19 protein-coding genes are annotated in these 15,361 nt (G+C 71.4%); 4 read left to right on the top strand and 15 right to left on the bottom strand.

Annotation, left to right across the window (positions count from 1 at the left end):
* Positions 1-558: 558 nt before the first annotated feature.
* The 5 genes from BLS95_RS47675 to BLS95_RS47695 form a co-directional block, all read right to left on the bottom strand.
* On the bottom strand, positions 559-1,266 hold the full coding sequence (locus tag BLS95_RS47675) for a response regulator (RefSeq protein ID WP_090946293.1): 708 nt from the start codon (positions 1,264-1,266) through the stop codon (positions 559-561).
* 8 nt (positions 1,267-1,274) lie between these two features.
* Complete coding sequence (locus BLS95_RS47680; RefSeq protein ID WP_090946255.1) at positions 1,275-2,483, bottom strand: sensor histidine kinase; 1,209 nt, start codon at positions 2,481-2,483, stop codon at positions 1,275-1,277.
* A gap of 140 nt (positions 2,484-2,623) precedes the next feature.
* Positions 2,624-3,121, bottom strand: coding sequence for an NUDIX domain-containing protein (locus BLS95_RS47685; protein WP_090946256.1), 498 nt, complete (start codon positions 3,119-3,121; stop codon positions 2,624-2,626).
* 127 nt (positions 3,122-3,248) lie between these two features.
* Positions 3,249-3,794, bottom strand: coding sequence for a GrpB family protein (locus BLS95_RS47690; protein WP_090946257.1), 546 nt, complete (start codon positions 3,792-3,794; stop codon positions 3,249-3,251).
* A gap of 20 nt (positions 3,795-3,814) precedes the next feature.
* A complete protein-coding gene (locus BLS95_RS47695) occupies positions 3,815-5,029 on the bottom strand; it encodes a M20 family metallopeptidase (protein ID WP_090946258.1) in 1,215 nt (404 codons plus the stop codon).
* A 227-nt stretch (positions 5,030-5,256) separates the two neighbouring features.
* On the opposite strand from BLS95_RS47695, the gene BLS95_RS47700 reads away from it, so the two are divergent.
* Complete coding sequence (locus tag BLS95_RS47700) at positions 5,257-5,637, top strand: Lrp/AsnC family transcriptional regulator (RefSeq protein ID WP_245765725.1); 381 nt, start codon at positions 5,257-5,259, stop codon at positions 5,635-5,637.
* Here the strand turns inward: BLS95_RS47700 and BLS95_RS47705 are convergent, their stop codons facing one another.
* The 7 genes from BLS95_RS47705 to BLS95_RS47730 form a co-directional block, all read right to left on the bottom strand.
* A complete protein-coding gene (locus tag BLS95_RS47705; RefSeq protein ID WP_090946294.1) occupies positions 5,638-6,768 on the bottom strand; it encodes a sensor histidine kinase in 1,131 nt (376 codons plus the stop codon).
* Between the two features lie 33 nt (positions 6,769-6,801).
* The gene (locus tag BLS95_RS59410; protein WP_281250128.1) at positions 6,802-6,933 is read right to left on the bottom strand and encodes a hypothetical protein; all 132 of its coding nucleotides are present in this window, start codon (positions 6,931-6,933) and stop codon (positions 6,802-6,804) included.
* 5 nt (positions 6,934-6,938) lie between these two features.
* Positions 6,939-7,157, bottom strand: a complete 219-nt coding sequence (locus BLS95_RS47710) for a hypothetical protein (protein ID WP_090946260.1) — start codon at positions 7,155-7,157, stop codon at positions 6,939-6,941.
* 40 nt (positions 7,158-7,197) lie between these two features.
* Positions 7,198-7,953, bottom strand: a complete 756-nt coding sequence (locus BLS95_RS47715) for an SDR family oxidoreductase (RefSeq protein WP_090946261.1) — start codon at positions 7,951-7,953, stop codon at positions 7,198-7,200.
* A gap of 123 nt (positions 7,954-8,076) precedes the next feature.
* Positions 8,077-9,807, bottom strand: a complete 1,731-nt coding sequence (locus tag BLS95_RS47720) for an L-aspartate oxidase (protein WP_090946262.1) — start codon at positions 9,805-9,807, stop codon at positions 8,077-8,079.
* Between the two features lie 84 nt (positions 9,808-9,891).
* Positions 9,892-10,206 carry a DMT family transporter gene (locus BLS95_RS47725; RefSeq protein WP_090946263.1) on the bottom strand — a complete coding sequence of 105 codons (315 nt, stop codon included), beginning with the start codon at positions 10,204-10,206 and terminating at the stop codon, positions 9,892-9,894.
* A complete protein-coding gene (locus tag BLS95_RS47730; RefSeq protein ID WP_090946264.1) occupies positions 10,203-10,832 on the bottom strand; it encodes an FMN-dependent NADH-azoreductase in 630 nt (209 codons plus the stop codon). The genes BLS95_RS47725 and BLS95_RS47730 overlap by 4 nt, the downstream gene beginning before the upstream one ends.
* A gap of 79 nt (positions 10,833-10,911) precedes the next feature.
* Here BLS95_RS47730 and BLS95_RS47735 point away from each other — a divergent pair, with 79 nt between their 5' ends.
* Both BLS95_RS47735 and BLS95_RS47740 read left to right on the top strand, forming a co-directional pair.
* Positions 10,912-11,499, top strand: coding sequence for a TetR/AcrR family transcriptional regulator (locus BLS95_RS47735; protein WP_090946265.1), 588 nt, complete (start codon positions 10,912-10,914; stop codon positions 11,497-11,499).
* A 45-nt stretch (positions 11,500-11,544) separates the two neighbouring features.
* Positions 11,545-12,516, top strand: a complete 972-nt coding sequence (locus BLS95_RS47740) for an aldo/keto reductase (RefSeq protein ID WP_090946295.1) — start codon at positions 11,545-11,547, stop codon at positions 12,514-12,516.
* 31 nt (positions 12,517-12,547) lie between these two features.
* On the opposite strand, the gene BLS95_RS47745 is transcribed toward BLS95_RS47740, so the two are convergent.
* Positions 12,548-12,916 carry a MerR family transcriptional regulator gene (locus BLS95_RS47745; protein ID WP_090946266.1) on the bottom strand — a complete coding sequence of 123 codons (369 nt, stop codon included), beginning with the start codon at positions 12,914-12,916 and terminating at the stop codon, positions 12,548-12,550.
* Between the two features lie 71 nt (positions 12,917-12,987).
* On the opposite strand from BLS95_RS47745, the gene BLS95_RS47750 reads away from it, so the two are divergent.
* A complete protein-coding gene (locus tag BLS95_RS47750) occupies positions 12,988-13,869 on the top strand; it encodes an NAD(P)-dependent oxidoreductase (RefSeq protein WP_090946267.1) in 882 nt (293 codons plus the stop codon).
* A 50-nt stretch (positions 13,870-13,919) separates the two neighbouring features.
* On the opposite strand, the gene BLS95_RS47755 is transcribed toward BLS95_RS47750, so the two are convergent.
* Positions 13,920-15,107 carry a PucR family transcriptional regulator gene (locus BLS95_RS47755; protein WP_090946268.1) on the bottom strand — a complete coding sequence of 396 codons (1,188 nt, stop codon included), beginning with the start codon at positions 15,105-15,107 and terminating at the stop codon, positions 13,920-13,922.
* A 97-nt stretch (positions 15,108-15,204) separates the two neighbouring features.
* Entirely contained in the window at positions 15,205-15,336 is a 132-nt protein-coding gene (locus tag BLS95_RS59415) for a hypothetical protein (RefSeq protein ID WP_281250129.1), read from the bottom strand.
* Between the last annotated feature and the right edge of the window lie 25 nt (positions 15,337-15,361).

Below are 15,361 nucleotides of genomic sequence, written 5' to 3' on the forward strand. Positions count from 1 at the left end.
GGCGGTCGCTTCGCTACCTGGCTCCCCAGAGCATCCCGTCGTGCGGGCGGCCTTCTCGTTGCCCGGCTCTTGAGCGCCTCGTCTGGCGTGGGGCCTTCGCGGTGTGGGTGCTGGAGGGCCTCGTCTGGCGTGGGCCTTCTTGGTGCCCGGCTCCCCGGGGCGTCCTGTCCGTTGGGCGGCCGCTTCGCTACTTGGCTCCCCAGAACTTCCCGTCGGGCGGGTGGTCTCCTCGGTGCCCGGCTCCCCGCAGCGCGCTGTCCGGCGGGGCGGCATCATCCGTGCTTCGTGCCCGAAGGCGCTTCACGTGGTGTGGGACGTGGTGGACTGCCCGGCGGGCGGGGACACGCGTCGAACGCTGCTTGCTGGTAGCGCGCCACCTGCGGGAATGAGTGATCTCCATGCCGAATGGCCGTCGTCGCCGAGCATTCACGGTCCGAGGAGTCGGTCCAGGGGGTTGGTCTGATCGGTCAGGGCCGACCGGGGGGTTGATCTGATCAGTCAGGGGCTGTCGGGGGGTGGTCTTTCGGTCACGGGCGGTCGGGGGGTTGGTGTTGTTGGTCAGGGGTGGTCGGGGTGGTCGGGGTGGGTGGGGAGGGTGGCGAGGCCGGTTTCGTAGGCCGCTATGACGAGTTGGGCGCGGTCGCGGGCCGGCAGTTTGGCGAGTAGGCGCCCGATGTGGGTCTTCACCGTGCCGATCGTGAGGTGGAGGTGCTCCGCGATCTCGGTGTTGGACAGGCCCCTGCCGATCAGGGTGAGGACGTCCCGTTCGCGTTGTGTGATGCCGTCCAGGCTTCTGAGGGGTGGCGTATGCGGGGGGCTCTGGAGGAACTCGGCGATGAGCCGGCGGGTGACCGTCGGGGCGAGCAGGGCCTCGCCGGCGGCGACCACCCGGATCGCGGTGAGGAGCTCGGCTGCCGTGGTGCTCTTGATCAGGAAGCCGCTCGCGCCCGCCCGCAGCGCCGCGTAGACGTATTCGTCCAGGTCGAAGGTGGTCAGGATAAGTACGTGCACGCCGTCGCTCTGCGGGTCGGCACAGATCCTCCGGGTCGCCTCGATGCCGTCCATGTCGGGCATGCGGATGTCCATGAGGACGACGTCGGGGCGCTGCCGACGGGCCAGGGACACGGCCTCGGCGCCGGTGCCCGCCTCGCCGACGGTCACCAGTCCTGGAGTGCTGTCGATGAGGACCTTGAAGCTGTCACGCACCAGCACCTGGTCCTCGGCGAGCAGGACCCGGACGGGCGGGGCCGGATCGGAGGGTGACATGTCCGAGCTCACGCCGACGTCCCCACCGGTGAGTAAGGCAGGCGGGCCGACACCTGGAAGCCTCCGCCGGGCCGGGGACCCGCGCTGAACGTGCCCTCGAACATCGCCGCCCGCTCCCGCATCCCGATCAGGCCATGGCCGCCCAGCCCCGTACGGCGCGGCTCGCGGTGCGCCTCGGGACCGCTGTCGACGACCTCTATCGAGACCTGGCCCGCGTCGATCTCCACGGTCACCGAGCAGCGGGTGGGCGCCGCGTGGGTGACGGCGTTGGTCAGGGCCTCCTGCACGATCCGGTATGCCGTCAGGGCGACCGCGGGAGGTAACGCGGCCTCGCCCCGCATGGTCAGCTCGGTGTCTAGCCCGGCGGATCTGGCCTGGTGCACGAGGCCGGGCAGGTCGTCCATCCCGGGCACGGGCACCAGGGTGTCGTCAGGGTCGTCGCCGTCGGAGCGCAGGAGGCCGAGGACGCGGCGGATCTCGGTGAGCGTGCTTTGACTCGTCTGCTCGATGACCGCCATCGCGGCGCGAACCTCCTGAGGGTGGGTGTCGGCGACATGGTTGGCGACGGTGGCCTTGATCGCTATCAGGCTCATGCTGTGCCCGATGACGTCGTGCAACTCCCGGGCGATGCGTCTGCGCTCGTCGGCCACCGCGGCGTCGGCGAGGTGGCGGGCGAGGCGGGCGCTCATGTGCCGCTTCCAGCGCACCGTCGCCCCGGCCACCCAGCAGGCGGTCAGCGACAGGACGATCAACCCGGTCTCCACCGGCCACAACGCCGGGAACTCGCTGGGCGCCGGCGCGGGCGGCAGGGTGGGGAGCACCTGCGCGTAGAAGGTCAGCACGGCCGCGACCGCGCCGGCGACGCACACCGCCAGGACCGCCGCCGCCCGGCTGACCGGAACGGTCGAGGCGAACAGGTAGAGCACGAGCGCGACCGGGAAGAACGCCACCGAGACCGCGCCCGCCGGGACGGCGCCGGCCATGGTCGCCAGCACCGCGGCGGCACCCGCGATGGAGAGGGCGAGCCCCGGGCGGCGGCGCCGGATCGCGACGGGCAGGCTCACCATCGCCGCGACCGGCCAGGCCGACCAGGTGGGCCACCCCGACGACGAGCCCGGTGGATCGATGATCGCCCAAGCCACGAATAGGGTCGAGGCGGCCGCCGCCACGGAATCGGCGATGATCCCCGTGCCAAGCCGTCGCCATGCCCTGTTCATGTTGGGGAACGTATCGCGAGGCGGGGACGCCCGGCATCTGACTACGGTCGGATCCTGTGCGTCAACCCCAGGTAGGACGGACGCGGCGGGTCCAGGAGTCGGCAAGGACAAAACCCGCCGGGGCGGTCAAGGCTGGAGGGTCACAAGCCCAGCCGTACGGGTGGGGACGGAACCTCGTCGGCGATCAGCGCCGCCAACGGCGTGGCCAGGTCGCGTGGCGAGAACAGGTCGGGGCCGCGGTAGCTCGCGATGTCCGGCAGTGGCCACCAGCGGAATTCGACGATGAGCTCGGCAGCGAGTTCGGCGGCGGACAGCGAGCCGCGGGGGTGGAACGATGCGGTTCGGACCAGGAAGAAGTCGTTGATCACTCCGTCATGGCCCTCCGTGTGTTCACGGTCGATGACCACCTGGTGCCAGACGTGCGGTGGGTCCGCCTCGATCGCGAGTCCCACTTCCTCGCGCAGCTCCCGGCGGAGGGCGGTGAGAGGAGCTTCGCCGGGCTCGATGCCTCCACCGGGCGTCACCCACACGACGATCCTCCCGGCCGGCCGGGGAACGTCCAAGCGGCACAGCAGGATGCGGTCGGCTTCGTCCAGAATGATCGCGCGGACCGCGTGACGCGGACGTACCAAGGTCATCCGCGCATGCTAACCGTCCGTACATGAGCCGGCGGGGATCGTGGCCTCGGCGCGGCGAGGTGGAGCTGCGAGAGACCGTCCGGCGCGCTGTGCGACGGGTCGGCCTGTGGGATTCTGAGCGAACGGGTCAGGCGTCGCTGGGGCCCGGGCGCCAGCCGATGTTCTGAGCCCACGTGTCGGCGCGGCGCACGATCTCCCAGACGAAGGGCTCCTTGGCGAGGACGTATCCCTGCCTGTCGTCGCGGAACCGGCGCGCGCACCGCCGCTTCGCCTGCGCGAACTCGGCCGTCTCGGCGGGGTGGGCGCGCAGGTAGTCGCGGAACAGCAGGGGCAGTTGCTGGGAGAAGCTGCCCAGCTCGCGCACGTGGATGTGGGTACGGCGACCGCCTGGCGCCTCACGGAAGTACCGCTTGGTCAGCTCCGGGTTGTCGGCCCGGTGCACCAGGCCGAGCCGCTCCAGCGGAGCCTTGTAGGCGGCCAGCGGTTGCAGCGAGCGTACCGAGATCTGGATGTCGATGATCGGCTTGGCGGCCAGGCCGGGCACCGATGTCGAGCCGATGTGATCGACCCGCACCGCGACGTCACCGAGCGCCCCACGCAGTGTGGACCCGAGCGCGGAGAACTCGGCCTGCCAGGCCGGGTCGTGGTCCACGATCTCGACCGGCTCTCCCATGCCCGCCACCTTAACCGGCCTCAGTTCAGCAGGTCGGCGGCGTAGAGGGCGTACACGGCGGCGCAGCGGCGCATCGCGGCCTCGTCGATGTACTCGTCGGGGCCGTGGGAAACGTCCAGGCGGCCCGCGCCGTAGCCGAAGGCGGGGATGCCGAGCTGCGCGTACCAGCGGATCTCCAGGATGCCCGCGCACATCTCGAAGCGGGCGGGGCTGCCCTCGACCTCCTTGACGACCCGGGCGAGGGCGGTGGCCGCCGGATGGTCCTGGTCCGTGCCGGCGCTGGGCTGCAGCTGGGTGGTCCGGATGGAGATGTCGGCGCCGACCTGCCCGGCCGCCGTCTCGATGATGTCGATCAGGCGCTTGAGCTCGACCTCCGGGTCCTCTTCCGGGTTGTAGCGGCCGTCGATGGTGAAGTGCGCCGACCCCGGCACGACGTTGAAGTTGGAGCCGCTGCCGGACAGGCCGCCGATCACGATCATGGTGCCGGGGGAGTCACCGGGGTTCATCGGCAGGCCGGTGTGCCGGGCGGCCATCTCGGCGGCGTACCGCTCGACCGGCCGGGCGATGTGCAGCATGTGCTGGAAGGCGTTGACGCCCAGGTGGGCCTGTCCGACGTGGGCCTCGCGGCCGTGGACGTCGACCCGGAGGGAGACGGCGCCGCGGGCCGCGTTCCAGATGCCGCCGCCGCTGGGCTCCGCGGTGAGCATGGCCAGCGCGGAGGGGTCGATCAGGCCGGCGGCGCGCAGGTGCCCGGCGCCCACCACGCTGCCGGTCTCCTCGTCGCACACCAGGTGCACGACGATCCGCCCGCCGCCGAGCAGCCCCAGCTCCTTGGCGGCGGCGGCGCCGTAGAGCATGCTGACGATCCCGCCCTTCATGTCCGCCGTGCCGCGCCCGATGATCCTTCCGTCCCGGCGTTCGGCGGTGAACTGTTCGCGGTCCTGGGCGGGCACCACGTCGAAGTGGCCGTGGAAGTACATGAGCCTGCCGCCGTCGCCCGCGGTGCCGCGTACGACGCACGGGTCGTCGAGCTCGCCCGACGGGCCGGCGACGTCGAGGAGCTCGGGGGAGAGGCCGAGCCGGTCCATCTCCTCGCGCAGGACCCGCGCGCAGCGGCCCAGCGCGCGCCCGGGCGGGTTCTCGGAGTCGATGGCCACGAGGCGCTCCAGCAGCCGGGCCATGTCCTCGGCCCGCTCGTCCAGCCAGGCGGACACGAGGGCGACGCGATCCTTCATGAGTGATTACCCCTTCGCGACGTGGTCATATGAGGCTCGCGGCCCGTGGCGGGGGCGGCCGATGTCCAGGTAAAAGGGCAGCTGCTGCGGGTAATTCTAGGTTGAAATCGGCCTCATATGGTTTCCAGTTCTGCCGATATGGTGCGGTGATGGGCAATGAACATGTACTCGATGCCATTGATCGAGAAATATTGTTTCAGCTCCAGCAGGACGGCCGGTTGACCAATGTGGAGCTCGCCCGGCGGGTGGGGCTCACCCCGCCGCCCTGCCTGCGCCGGGTCAAACGCCTGGAGGAGGCGGGCATCATCAGCGGCTACCGGGCCACGGTCAACCACGAGCTGCTCGGGGGCGGCCTGGAGGTCATCGTCTCCATCGAGGTCTCCGTGAGCGACCTGAAGACCCTGGAGGAGTTGGAGAGGACCATCGCCGCTTACGACGAGGTCGTCGAGTTCCGCCGGTTGTTCGCCACGCCCGACTATCACCTGCGCGTTCTCGTCGCCGACTACGCCGCCTACGAGGCCTTCCAGACGGGGAAGATCATCGGTATTCCCGGCGTGGCCCGGGTGATCTCCCAGCCCACCATGAAGAAGATCAAGGTCCTCGACTGATCACCCAGGGATCCGCGCCCTGACCAGGAAGCCTCCGCCGTCCTCGGCGCTGGTCCGCAGCGTGCCGCCGAGCAGCTCGACGCGTTCCCGCAACCCCACCAGGCCCCAGCCCGCGCCGGGCAGCTCCTCCCGCGCCGCGCCCGGCGCGTCGTTGCGCACCTCCACCTCCAGCGCGTCTGGCCCGTAACGGAGGCGTACGTCCGTGCCCACGTCCCCGGCATGCTTGTGCACGTTGGTGAGCGCCTCCTGCACCACCCGGTACGCCGTCCGCTCCACGGTCGTCTCCACCGGCCGTATCTCACCCTCGTCATGCCGGGTCACCGCGATGCCCAGGGCGCGGGACTGGTCCAGCAGCCGGTCCAGGTCGTCCAGCGTGGGCGGCGGCCGCAGCCGGTCCAGGTCGCCCGCCTGGCCGGGTGACGGCGGGGAGCGCAGCACGCCGAGCACGTCGCGCAGGTTGGTCAGGGCCTCCCGCCCGATCCCGCCGATCAGCGCCGCGGCCCGGGCCGTCTCCTCGTCGGCCGCCCGCACCTCCAGCGCCCCGGCGTGCAGCACGATCAGCGACACCCGGTGCGCGACCACGTCGTGCATCTCCCTGGCGATCCTGGCCCGCTCCTGCGCCCTGGCCTGCTCGGCCCGCATGACCTGCTCGTGTTCCAGCCGCTCGGCGCGTTCCCTGGCCGCCGCCAGCACCTCACGCCTGGCCCGGGTCCACAACCCGAGCGCCAGCGGCAACCCGATCATCGCCAGTGCCATCACCAGCGTGTTCCCGAACGCGCCCGTGACGATCGCGTACGTCCCTCCATGGACCTGGCCCACCGCCACGGAGAGCCCGATCGCGACCCCCGACCCGCCGACATAGGCGGCCAGGTGACCACGCCCGCGCAGGGACCTGCCGGCGAAGTAGGTGGCCACCAGCAGCGGCGGCCACAACACCAGCCAGGCGTAGGCGACGGCGCCCACCACGGCCAGCGGCCACCAGGACCGCCGCGCGTACCAGGCGGCCACGCCCGTGACGGCGGCGATCGCGACCAGCGCCGGGAGCGGCAGGCCCGACCGGACCCCGCCCTGTCCGTGGAGGGAGAACAGCGTGAGCGTGCCCACACCCGCGCCGAGTAGTGCGAACCGCATGGCCACAGCGTATGGGGCGGTCCGGAAGGGACGTTACGACGAAAGTGGCAAGCGGCGGCCCATGACGTCAGAGCGGACGCCGGTAGCGCCGAAGCGGTAGTAGTGCGCGACCTCGTCCCGCTCCGGGTGGAAGACGTCCTGGTCGCCGTCCCCCTGGCGGGTCATGGGCGTCAGCCGTGCGGGGAGTCGTCCTCCAGGACCTCGACCGCGTCGAGCAGGCCGCGCAGGCCGATCTCCTCGCTCTCGGCCTCCATCGGGTCGAACAGCCATTCGCTGACCGGCAGGTCGGCCGCCTGCTCCGGATGGCTCGCCGCTGCCAGGGTCACTTCCGCCTCGACCTCGACGTGGAGCTCGTACAGGAACCGCTTCTCGCCGTCCGGGGCGCTCATCTTTCCTCCATGGGGGCTTGAGTGGATGTCCGGCGGCCTGCTACTTGCGGACCTCGTCCCGGCCGGGCCATTCGCTGTAGCGGATCAGGCCCCGGGTTGCGTCGTCGTCCGGAACCAAGGACCGCTCCAGCACCTCGGATCCGAAGTAGTGAGCGTGCGGGTCGGAGACCACCTCGCGGGGGTCGTTCCAGTGGGCCAGCGCGTCGCGGAAGAACTCGTCCATCCGGAACACCTCGGGTCCGCCCACCTCGATCCTGCCGTTCAGCGGCGCCCCCACCGCGACCCGGCCGACCGCCTGCGCGACGTCGTCGCCCGCCATGGGCTGGAAGAGCACGGGCGCCATCCGCACCTTGCCGTCGACCGTCGCCTCGTCGGCGATGCGCCGGACGAACTCGAAGAACTGGGTGGCGTGCACGAGCGAGAACGGGATCCCCGACTCCGCGATCAGCCTCTCTTGAGCGATCTTCGCCCGGAAGTAGGCGTTCCCGGGCGGCCGCTCCGTGCCCACCACCGACAGCGCGACGTGGTGGCCGACGCCGGCCTCCTTCTCCGCGGCGATCAGGTTGCGGGTGGAGGTGGTGAAGAAGTCCAGGACGGCCTGCTCCTCGAAGGAGGGGGAGTTCGACACGTCGATCACCACCGCCGCGTCCTTCAGCACCTCGGGCAGCCCCTCGCCGGTGAGGGTGTTCACGCCGGTGTTCGGCGCGGCCGCGACCGCCTCGTGACCGTGCTCGCCCAGCTTCGTCACGAGTTTCGATCCGATCAGGCCGGTCCCGCCGATTACCACGATCTTCATAACTGACCTTCCCTGGTTCGCCGGGGCGCCTCATCGCCGACCGGTCGCCAGCTAAGACCGGGTGGCCGCTGGAGTTGTGACAACCGGCGAGAACTTCTTTCCCCGGCTGCGGGAACCGCCCGGCTACTCGACGAGCTTGCCGACGGTCGAGACCTCGCGCATGAGGCCCGCGATCTCGTCGGGAACCGGCGGGATGGCCTGCCGCTCCACCTGCCCGGGACCGGACCACACGAGGTTGACCTGCAAGGAGGGGTCGAGCTCCGGGTAGTCGGAGCGGTTGTGGCAGCCCCGGGTCTCGCGACGTTCCAGTGCCGTCTCGATCGTCGCGCGCGCGGCGAGCACCGCGGACTTCAGGTCGAAGGCGTGGGCCAGGTCCTGGAAGCCGGCGATGTCCGGGTGCACGCCTATCTCGGCCATGCGGTCCTCCACCGCCGAGAGCTCGGCAAGGCCCTTCCTCAGGCCGCTCTCGTCACGCACCACGCCGGCGTGCTCGGTCATGATGTCGCGTACGGCCCGCTGCAGCGCACGCACGTTCTCCGGGCCGTCGGCGGCGAGCAGTTCGTCCACCTCCGCCCGTGCCGCGCCGAGCGCCTCGGCGGAGCGGCGCTGGGCGTCGAGGCCCGCGGAATACTCCGCCGCCGCCTGCCCGACGATCCGACCGAAGACCAGCAGCTCGATGAGCGAGTTGCCGCCCAGCCGGTTCGCCCCGTGCAGGCCGCTGGCCGCCTCCCCGATGGCCCACAGGCCCTCGACATCCGTGCCGTGGTCCTCGGCGCGTACCCAGACGCCGCCCATCGAGTAGTGCGCGGTCGGTGCGATCTCGATCGGCTGCTGGGTGATGTCGAGCATCTGCAGCTCCAGGAGCGTCTGGTAGACCCGGGGCAACCGCGTCATGATCGTCTGTCGCGGCAGGTGGGACACGTCGAGCCAGACGCCCCCGTCCGGCGTCCCGCGGCCTTCCTTGATCTCCGTGTAGGCGGCCAGCGAGACGCGGTCGCGCGTGGACAGCTCCATCCGTTCCGGGTCGTACCGGGACATGAACCGCTCGCCGAGATGGTTGCGCAGGATCCCGCCCTCGCCCCGGGCCGCCTCGGAGACGAGGGTGCCCGCCGCGTTCTCGGGCGAGATGAGGCCGGACGGATGGAACTGCACCAGTTCGGGGTCGCGGATGCGGCACCCGGCGAGCACGGCCAGGCGGAACGAGTCACCCGTGTTCTCGTCCCGCCGGGAGGAGGTACGCCGCCAGATCCGGGTGTGCCCGCCGGCCGCCAGGATCACCGCGTCGGCGTGGATGACGTAGCGGCTGCCGTCGGTCAGGTCGAACCCGTACGCGCCGAAGACCGCGTTGTCGCGGACGAGGAGGCGGGTGATGTAGACGCTGTCGAGGATGGGAACGCCGAGCTGCGTGGCCCGGTTGATCAGGGTGCGCTGGATCTCCAGCCCGGTGTAGTCACCGGCGTAGGCGGTGCGCCGGTAGGTGTGCGCGCCGAAGAAGCGCTGCGAGATGCGCCCGTCCTGCTCGCGGGCGAACGGCATGCCGTAGCGTTCGAGGTCCTCGATGCCGCGTGCGGCCCCCTGGGCGACGATCCGCACCGTCTCCGGGTTGGCGAGGAGATAGCTCTCCTTGAGGGTGTCGGCCGCGTGCTGCTGCCAGGTGTCCTCGGGGTCCATCGTGGCGAGCGCCGCGTTGATGCCCCCCGCCGCGAGCGAGGTGTGCGCGTCCGCCTTCGGTCGCTTGCCCACGGCGAGGACGTCGACGCCGCGCTCGGCAAGTTCGATGGCGGCCCGCAGGCCGGATCCTCCCGTGCCGATGATCAGGACCGACGTGGCGATCCGATGTTCTGACGCGTGCATGGTGCTCCTTCGGCCGCATCTACGAGAACGTTCTTCTACAGAGATGACTGGGTAGCGGCCTGATTTGTGACGGATCGCCGGAGTTCAGGTGGTGATCCGTGCCAGCACGATGCCCCCGACGATCAGCGCGAGCGCCGCCATCCGCCCCGGCGACACCGGGTCGTGGTTGAGGACGATGCCCAGCGTGATCGCCCCGACGGCGCCGATGCCGGTGAAGACCGCGTACGCGGTGCCGACCGGCAGGGTGTTCATCGCCTGCGACAGCAGCCACACGGCGGCGGCCATGAGGAGCAGGCAGACGAGCGTGGGCACCGGCTTGGTGAAGTTGTGCGTCGGCTTGATGCTCTGTGACCAGGCTACTTCGACGAGCCCGGCGAGGGCCAGGACCAGCCAGTTCATCGGGTCGCCTCCTTGAGCGCCGCCGACAGCGACTGCTCGTGCTGCTCGCGCAGGTGGGCGAGCGCGGGGTCGAGCCGGGAGTTGACCAGCTCGGCGTGGATGAAGGTCACGTCAGAAACCCGGAAGTGGCCGCGGAAGAAGTCACGGAGGTAGCGCTCCTCGTGGTCGTACGGCTCGCGGGGGGTGCCGGGACCGTACGCGCCGCCACGGGCTCCGGTCACCACGAACGAGCGCCCTTCGAGCGACATCTTCGGGAACGTGATCTGGTCGAGCCAGGCCTTCAGCGCCGACGGGATCGAGTAGTTGTACATCGGCGTGCCGATCAGGATCACGTCGGCCGCCACGACCTCGTCCAGCAGCGGCTGCACGACGGACCACGCCTGGCGCTGGGCGGGGGTGCGTACCGCCTCCTGATAGCGCGAAATATCGGTTATCTCGTGCTCAAGGATGTAGTCGCACAGCTCGGTCCACGCCTCGCCGATGTGCGGCACCGGCTGGGCGGCCAGGTCGCGGTAGACGTAGGGGCGGCCGGGGTTCGAGGCGCGCCAGGTGTCGGCGTACACGGCGGACAGCTTGCGTGAGAACGACGCCGCGCGCCGCGCGCTGGCGTCCAGATGCAACAGCATGATCTCTCCTCGGGAGATTATGTGGACACGGTGTCCACTTTACTATAACCGGACGCGGTGTCCACATACAATGGCGGGCATGGAGAGAGCCGACGCCGCGCGCAACCGCGCGAGGATCCTGGAGGCGGCCGCCCAGCTGTTCGCGGAGCGGCCTGCGCAGGACGTGACGATGGACGACATCGCCAGGAAGGCCGGGGTGGGTCGCGGCACGCTCTACCGGCGCTATCCCGACCGGGCGTCGATCGCCGTCGCGCTGCTCGACGAGCACGAGCGGGCCCTGCAGGAGCGGCTGCTCCGCGGCGACCCGCCGCTCGGCCCCGGCGCGCCGCCCGCCGAGCGGCTGGCCGCCTTCTACGCCGCCATGGTCCGCCTCCTGGAGGACCACTCCCACCTGGTGCTGGGCTCCGAGGTGGGCCGCTCGCGGTTCGAGACCGGCGCCTACGGATTCTGGCGGGCCCACGTGCGCGCGCTCCTGGTCGCCGCCCGGGTGCCGGGCCCGGACGCCCTGGTGGAGGTGCTGCTCGCGCCCCTGGCCCCGGAGGTGTACGGCTACCAGCGCGCGGTCCTGGGCCTCACCCCCGGCCAGGTCACCGAGGCGCTGACCAGGCTCACCGCGGCACTGGGACCGGCGCCGGCCGCGGGAGCGTCCTCAGCCGGCATGACATGATGCCGATCAACGGCAGGGACGGCCTTGGCCGGGGGAGGCGCCGAGATGGGTGATGGGCTCGCCGCGCGGCCGTTGGGCCGGGCCGGGTTGCCGGTGACGCCGATCGGGATCGGGCTGGCCGCGCTGGGCCGGCCCGCCTACATCACGCTCGGCCGGGCCGAGGACCTCGGCGAGGATCGCAGCGTCGCCACGATGCGAGCGCGGACCTGGGCGGTGCTGGACGCGGCACTGGCGGCCGGCGTGCGTTACTTCGACGTGGCCCGCTCCTACGGCAGGGCCGAGGAGTTCCTCGGCGGCTGGTTGCGTGCGCGCGACATCGAGCCCGGAGCGGTGACCGTGGGCTCGAAGTGGGGCTATGCCTACGTCGGCGACTGGCGGATGGACGCCGACCGGCACGAGGTGAAGGAGCTGTCCGCGGGCCGGCTGCGCGACCAGCTCGCCCAGACCCGGGCGCTGCTCGGGCAGCACCTGTCGCTCTACCAGATCCATTCGGCCACCGTCGAGAGCGGCGTGCTCGACGACCAGGACGTCCTGGCCGAGCTGCGTGAGCTGCGCGCCGCGGGCGTCGCGGTCGGCCTGTCCACGACCGGCCCGCGCCAGGCGGACACCATCGACCGGGCGGTGGAGGCCAGCCTGTTCGACACCGTCCAGGCCACCTGGAACCTGCTGGCGCGATCCGCCGGCCCCGCCCTGTCCAGGGCGCACAGGGCCGGCCTGGGGGTGATCGTCAAGGAGGGCGTGGCGAACGGCCGGCTGACCTCTCACGCCGCCCCGCCCGTACTGGCCTCGGCCGCCCGGGAGCGCGGCGTCGCGCCGGACGCCCTGGCCCTGGCCGCCGTCCTCGCCCAGCCGTGGGCCGGGGTGGTGCTCAGCGGGGCCGCCTCGGTGGACCAGCTCCGTAGCAACCTGTCCGCGGTCCACGCCGGCTGGGACGCGGAGCTGGACGAACGCCTGAGCGGGCTGGACGAGGAGCCCGAGGCCTACTGGGCGGCCCGGAGCTCGCTGCGCTGGCAGTGAGGCGAAATCCCAGGGTGGGTCCCAGGGTGGCTTATCGGGGGGCGGTCACGCGCCGCTCGGCGGCGTCGAGGTAGCCGTGCAGGGCCCGCCGGGTGCGGGCGAGCGTGTCGATGTGCGCGTCCAGCCCGCCCAGCCGGGCGCGCAGGGTGTCCAGGATCTCGGGGCAGGGCACGAGGTCGGGGCCCGTGCCGGTGGCGCACGGCAGCATGTACGCGATGTCCCGGGTGGACAGCCCGGCTTCGAGGAGCCTTCTGATCTGGGTCACGGTCAGGACGGCTTCGTCGCCGTACTCGCGGTAGCCGTTGGCGCCGCGGTCCGGCTGGAGCAGGCCCTGGGCCTCGTAGTAGCGCAACTGATGCGCGTTGACTCCCGTGCGCCGGCTCAGCTCCCCGATCAGCACGCCCGCTCCTCCTTGACCTTCACATCGATGTGAACGTTCATGATTCTGCCATGACACATCAATCATCATCGATGAGTGAACGGGATCCCGTCACGGTCATCGGTCTGGGGCTCATGGGCGAGGCGCTCGCGGGGGCGTTCCTGGGCGCGGGACACCCCACGACCGTGTGGAACCGTACGGCGGCCAAGGCCGACCGCCTGCGCGCCCAGGGTGCCCTTGTCGCGGACTCGGTCGCGGACGCCGTCGCGGCGAGCCCGCTCGTGGTCGTCTGCGTCTCGGACTACACCGCCGTGCACGGGCTCCTCGATCCGCTGGGCCCGGTCCTGTACGACCGGGTCCTGGTCAACCTGACCTCGGGAACGTCGCAGTCGGCCCGCGAGACCGCCGGATGGGTGGCGGAGCGGGGCGGCACCTACCTCGACGGCGCGATCCTGGCCGTCCCGCAGGCCATCGGCACGGCGGAGGCCGTGATCCTCTTCAGCGGGCCGCGGCCGGCCTTCGACCGGCACGAGCCGGCGCTGCGGAGCCTCGGCCCGGGGATGACGCACCTCGGTGACGACCACGGCCTGTCGTCCCTGTACGACGTGGCGGTGCTCAGCCTGATGTGGAACATCCTCAACGGCTTCCTGCACGGCACCGCCCTGCTCGGCGCGGCGGGTGTGCCCGCCACGGCGTTCGCCCCGGTCGCGAAGACGCTGATCGAGACCGTGGCCGGCTGGGTGACCGGCTACGCAGGGCAGATCGACGACGGTGCGTACCCGGCCCTCGATTCCACCATCGACACCCACCTGGCCGCGATGGAACACCTCATCGACGAGAGCGTGGCGGCCAGGGTGGACGTCGAGCTGCCGCGGTTCATCGAGGCCCTGGCCGCCAGGGCCGTGGCCGCCGGGCGCGGCGGGGACGGCTACGCGGCGCTGATCGAGCAGTTCCGCAAGCCCGCGGAGGCGTGACCTGGCGCCGAACCGCAGGCCGGCGGCAGGGCCGGCGGTTCGGCGAGGGATCAGTCGGCGCCGTTCCAGGCACCGGCGAGCATGCGTGCCACGGCGGTGCTCAGCACACGAACGCCGCGCGTGGTGCCGGGATCGATCGCTGTCAGCTCGCGTACCCGGCGCAGGCGGTAGTCGAGCGTACGCGGGTGGATGTGCAGCGACGTCGCCGTACGCAGCCGGTTCATGTCGTTGCGGTAGTAGGCGTCGAGCGTGATGACGAGGTCGGGCCCGTCGCAGAGCCGCCGCGCCACCTCGCGCAGCCACCGGTCCACCTGCGGCGTGTGCGAGGCCCCCAGCTCCGCGAACACGTCTGACAGCCCGTACGTCCGGCGCGGGACCCGCTCCACCGGCGCCACCCGGCTGACCTTCCGCGCGAGCGCGGCCGCCTCGGCCAGGGAGCGGGTCCGGCCGCGGGCGGTGCCGACGGAGCACGGCCGGCCGACGGCCCCGGCGAAGTCGCGGCCCAGGGCGAGCCCGTGACCCTCGGCCGCGGCGGAGTCCTCGGAACGGGCGCTCCGGCACGGCACCAGCGCCGCGAACTCCTCGGCATCGCACCAGCCGAGCGGCACCCGGTGCTGCTCCAGGAGCGTCCGCGCGACCTGCTCCCGCGCCGAGTCCGGCATCGGGGGCGCCTGCCCGGCGACCCTGATCACCGTCACCAGGTAGTGCTCGGCCACCGGCATGGCCAGGCTCCTGGCCAGCTCCGCCGCCATCGGGTCGTCCCGCAGCAGCATGGTGGCGAGCAGGCGGACCCGGGTGACGAGGGACAGGTGGCGCTGTCGTCCCCTGAGGTGTCCGCGGGTGTGGGCCTGTTGCGCCGCCGTGCCCTGCCGGGCGAGCCAGCCGAGCATGTGCATCGAGTCGCCGAGGTCGCTCGGTCCGGCCGCCTCCGACATCTCGCGGAAGGTGCCGGCCGCGTGCAGGGCCAGGACGCTGCGCTGGGACGCGACCGACACGCCCTGCGCCCCTCGTTGCTCGCCGACCGACTCGATGTAGGCGAGGTCGGACTCAAGGAGCGGCTCGTTCGCGGCGGCGAGCTCGATCGAGCGCCGGCGTACGGTGATCGCGAATTCCAGCATCGAGTCGTGGGCCTCGGACGCGATGGCATGGTAGTCGGGTATCGCGCAGACGCACTCCTCGACCACCCGCTTGGCGTTGGCGTCGATCTGGCGTTTGAGCGTGCCGAAGAAGTCTCCCATGATGAATCCCCCAGGGATGGCTGATGTTCGTGCCCCGTCACATCACGCGCATCCCGCTATTCGTCCCGGACCTCATGCCGGATCAGGGGACCGGGGATCAACCTCGCGGCAGCCGCCGGGCGGGGACGAGCAGGGCGATCGGGATCAGCATCAGCACGGTCAGCAGGACCGTCTGGGTGATCGCGTCCGCCGGAGGAAAGTTCCGCAGGTGGGCGATATGGAAGATCATGTGCGGACGATGACCAGCCCGGTCC

The organism is Nonomuraea jiangxiensis (genome assembly GCF_900099965.1).
GTDB classification, from domain to species: Bacteria; Actinomycetota; Actinomycetes; order Streptosporangiales; family Streptosporangiaceae; genus Nonomuraea; species Nonomuraea jiangxiensis.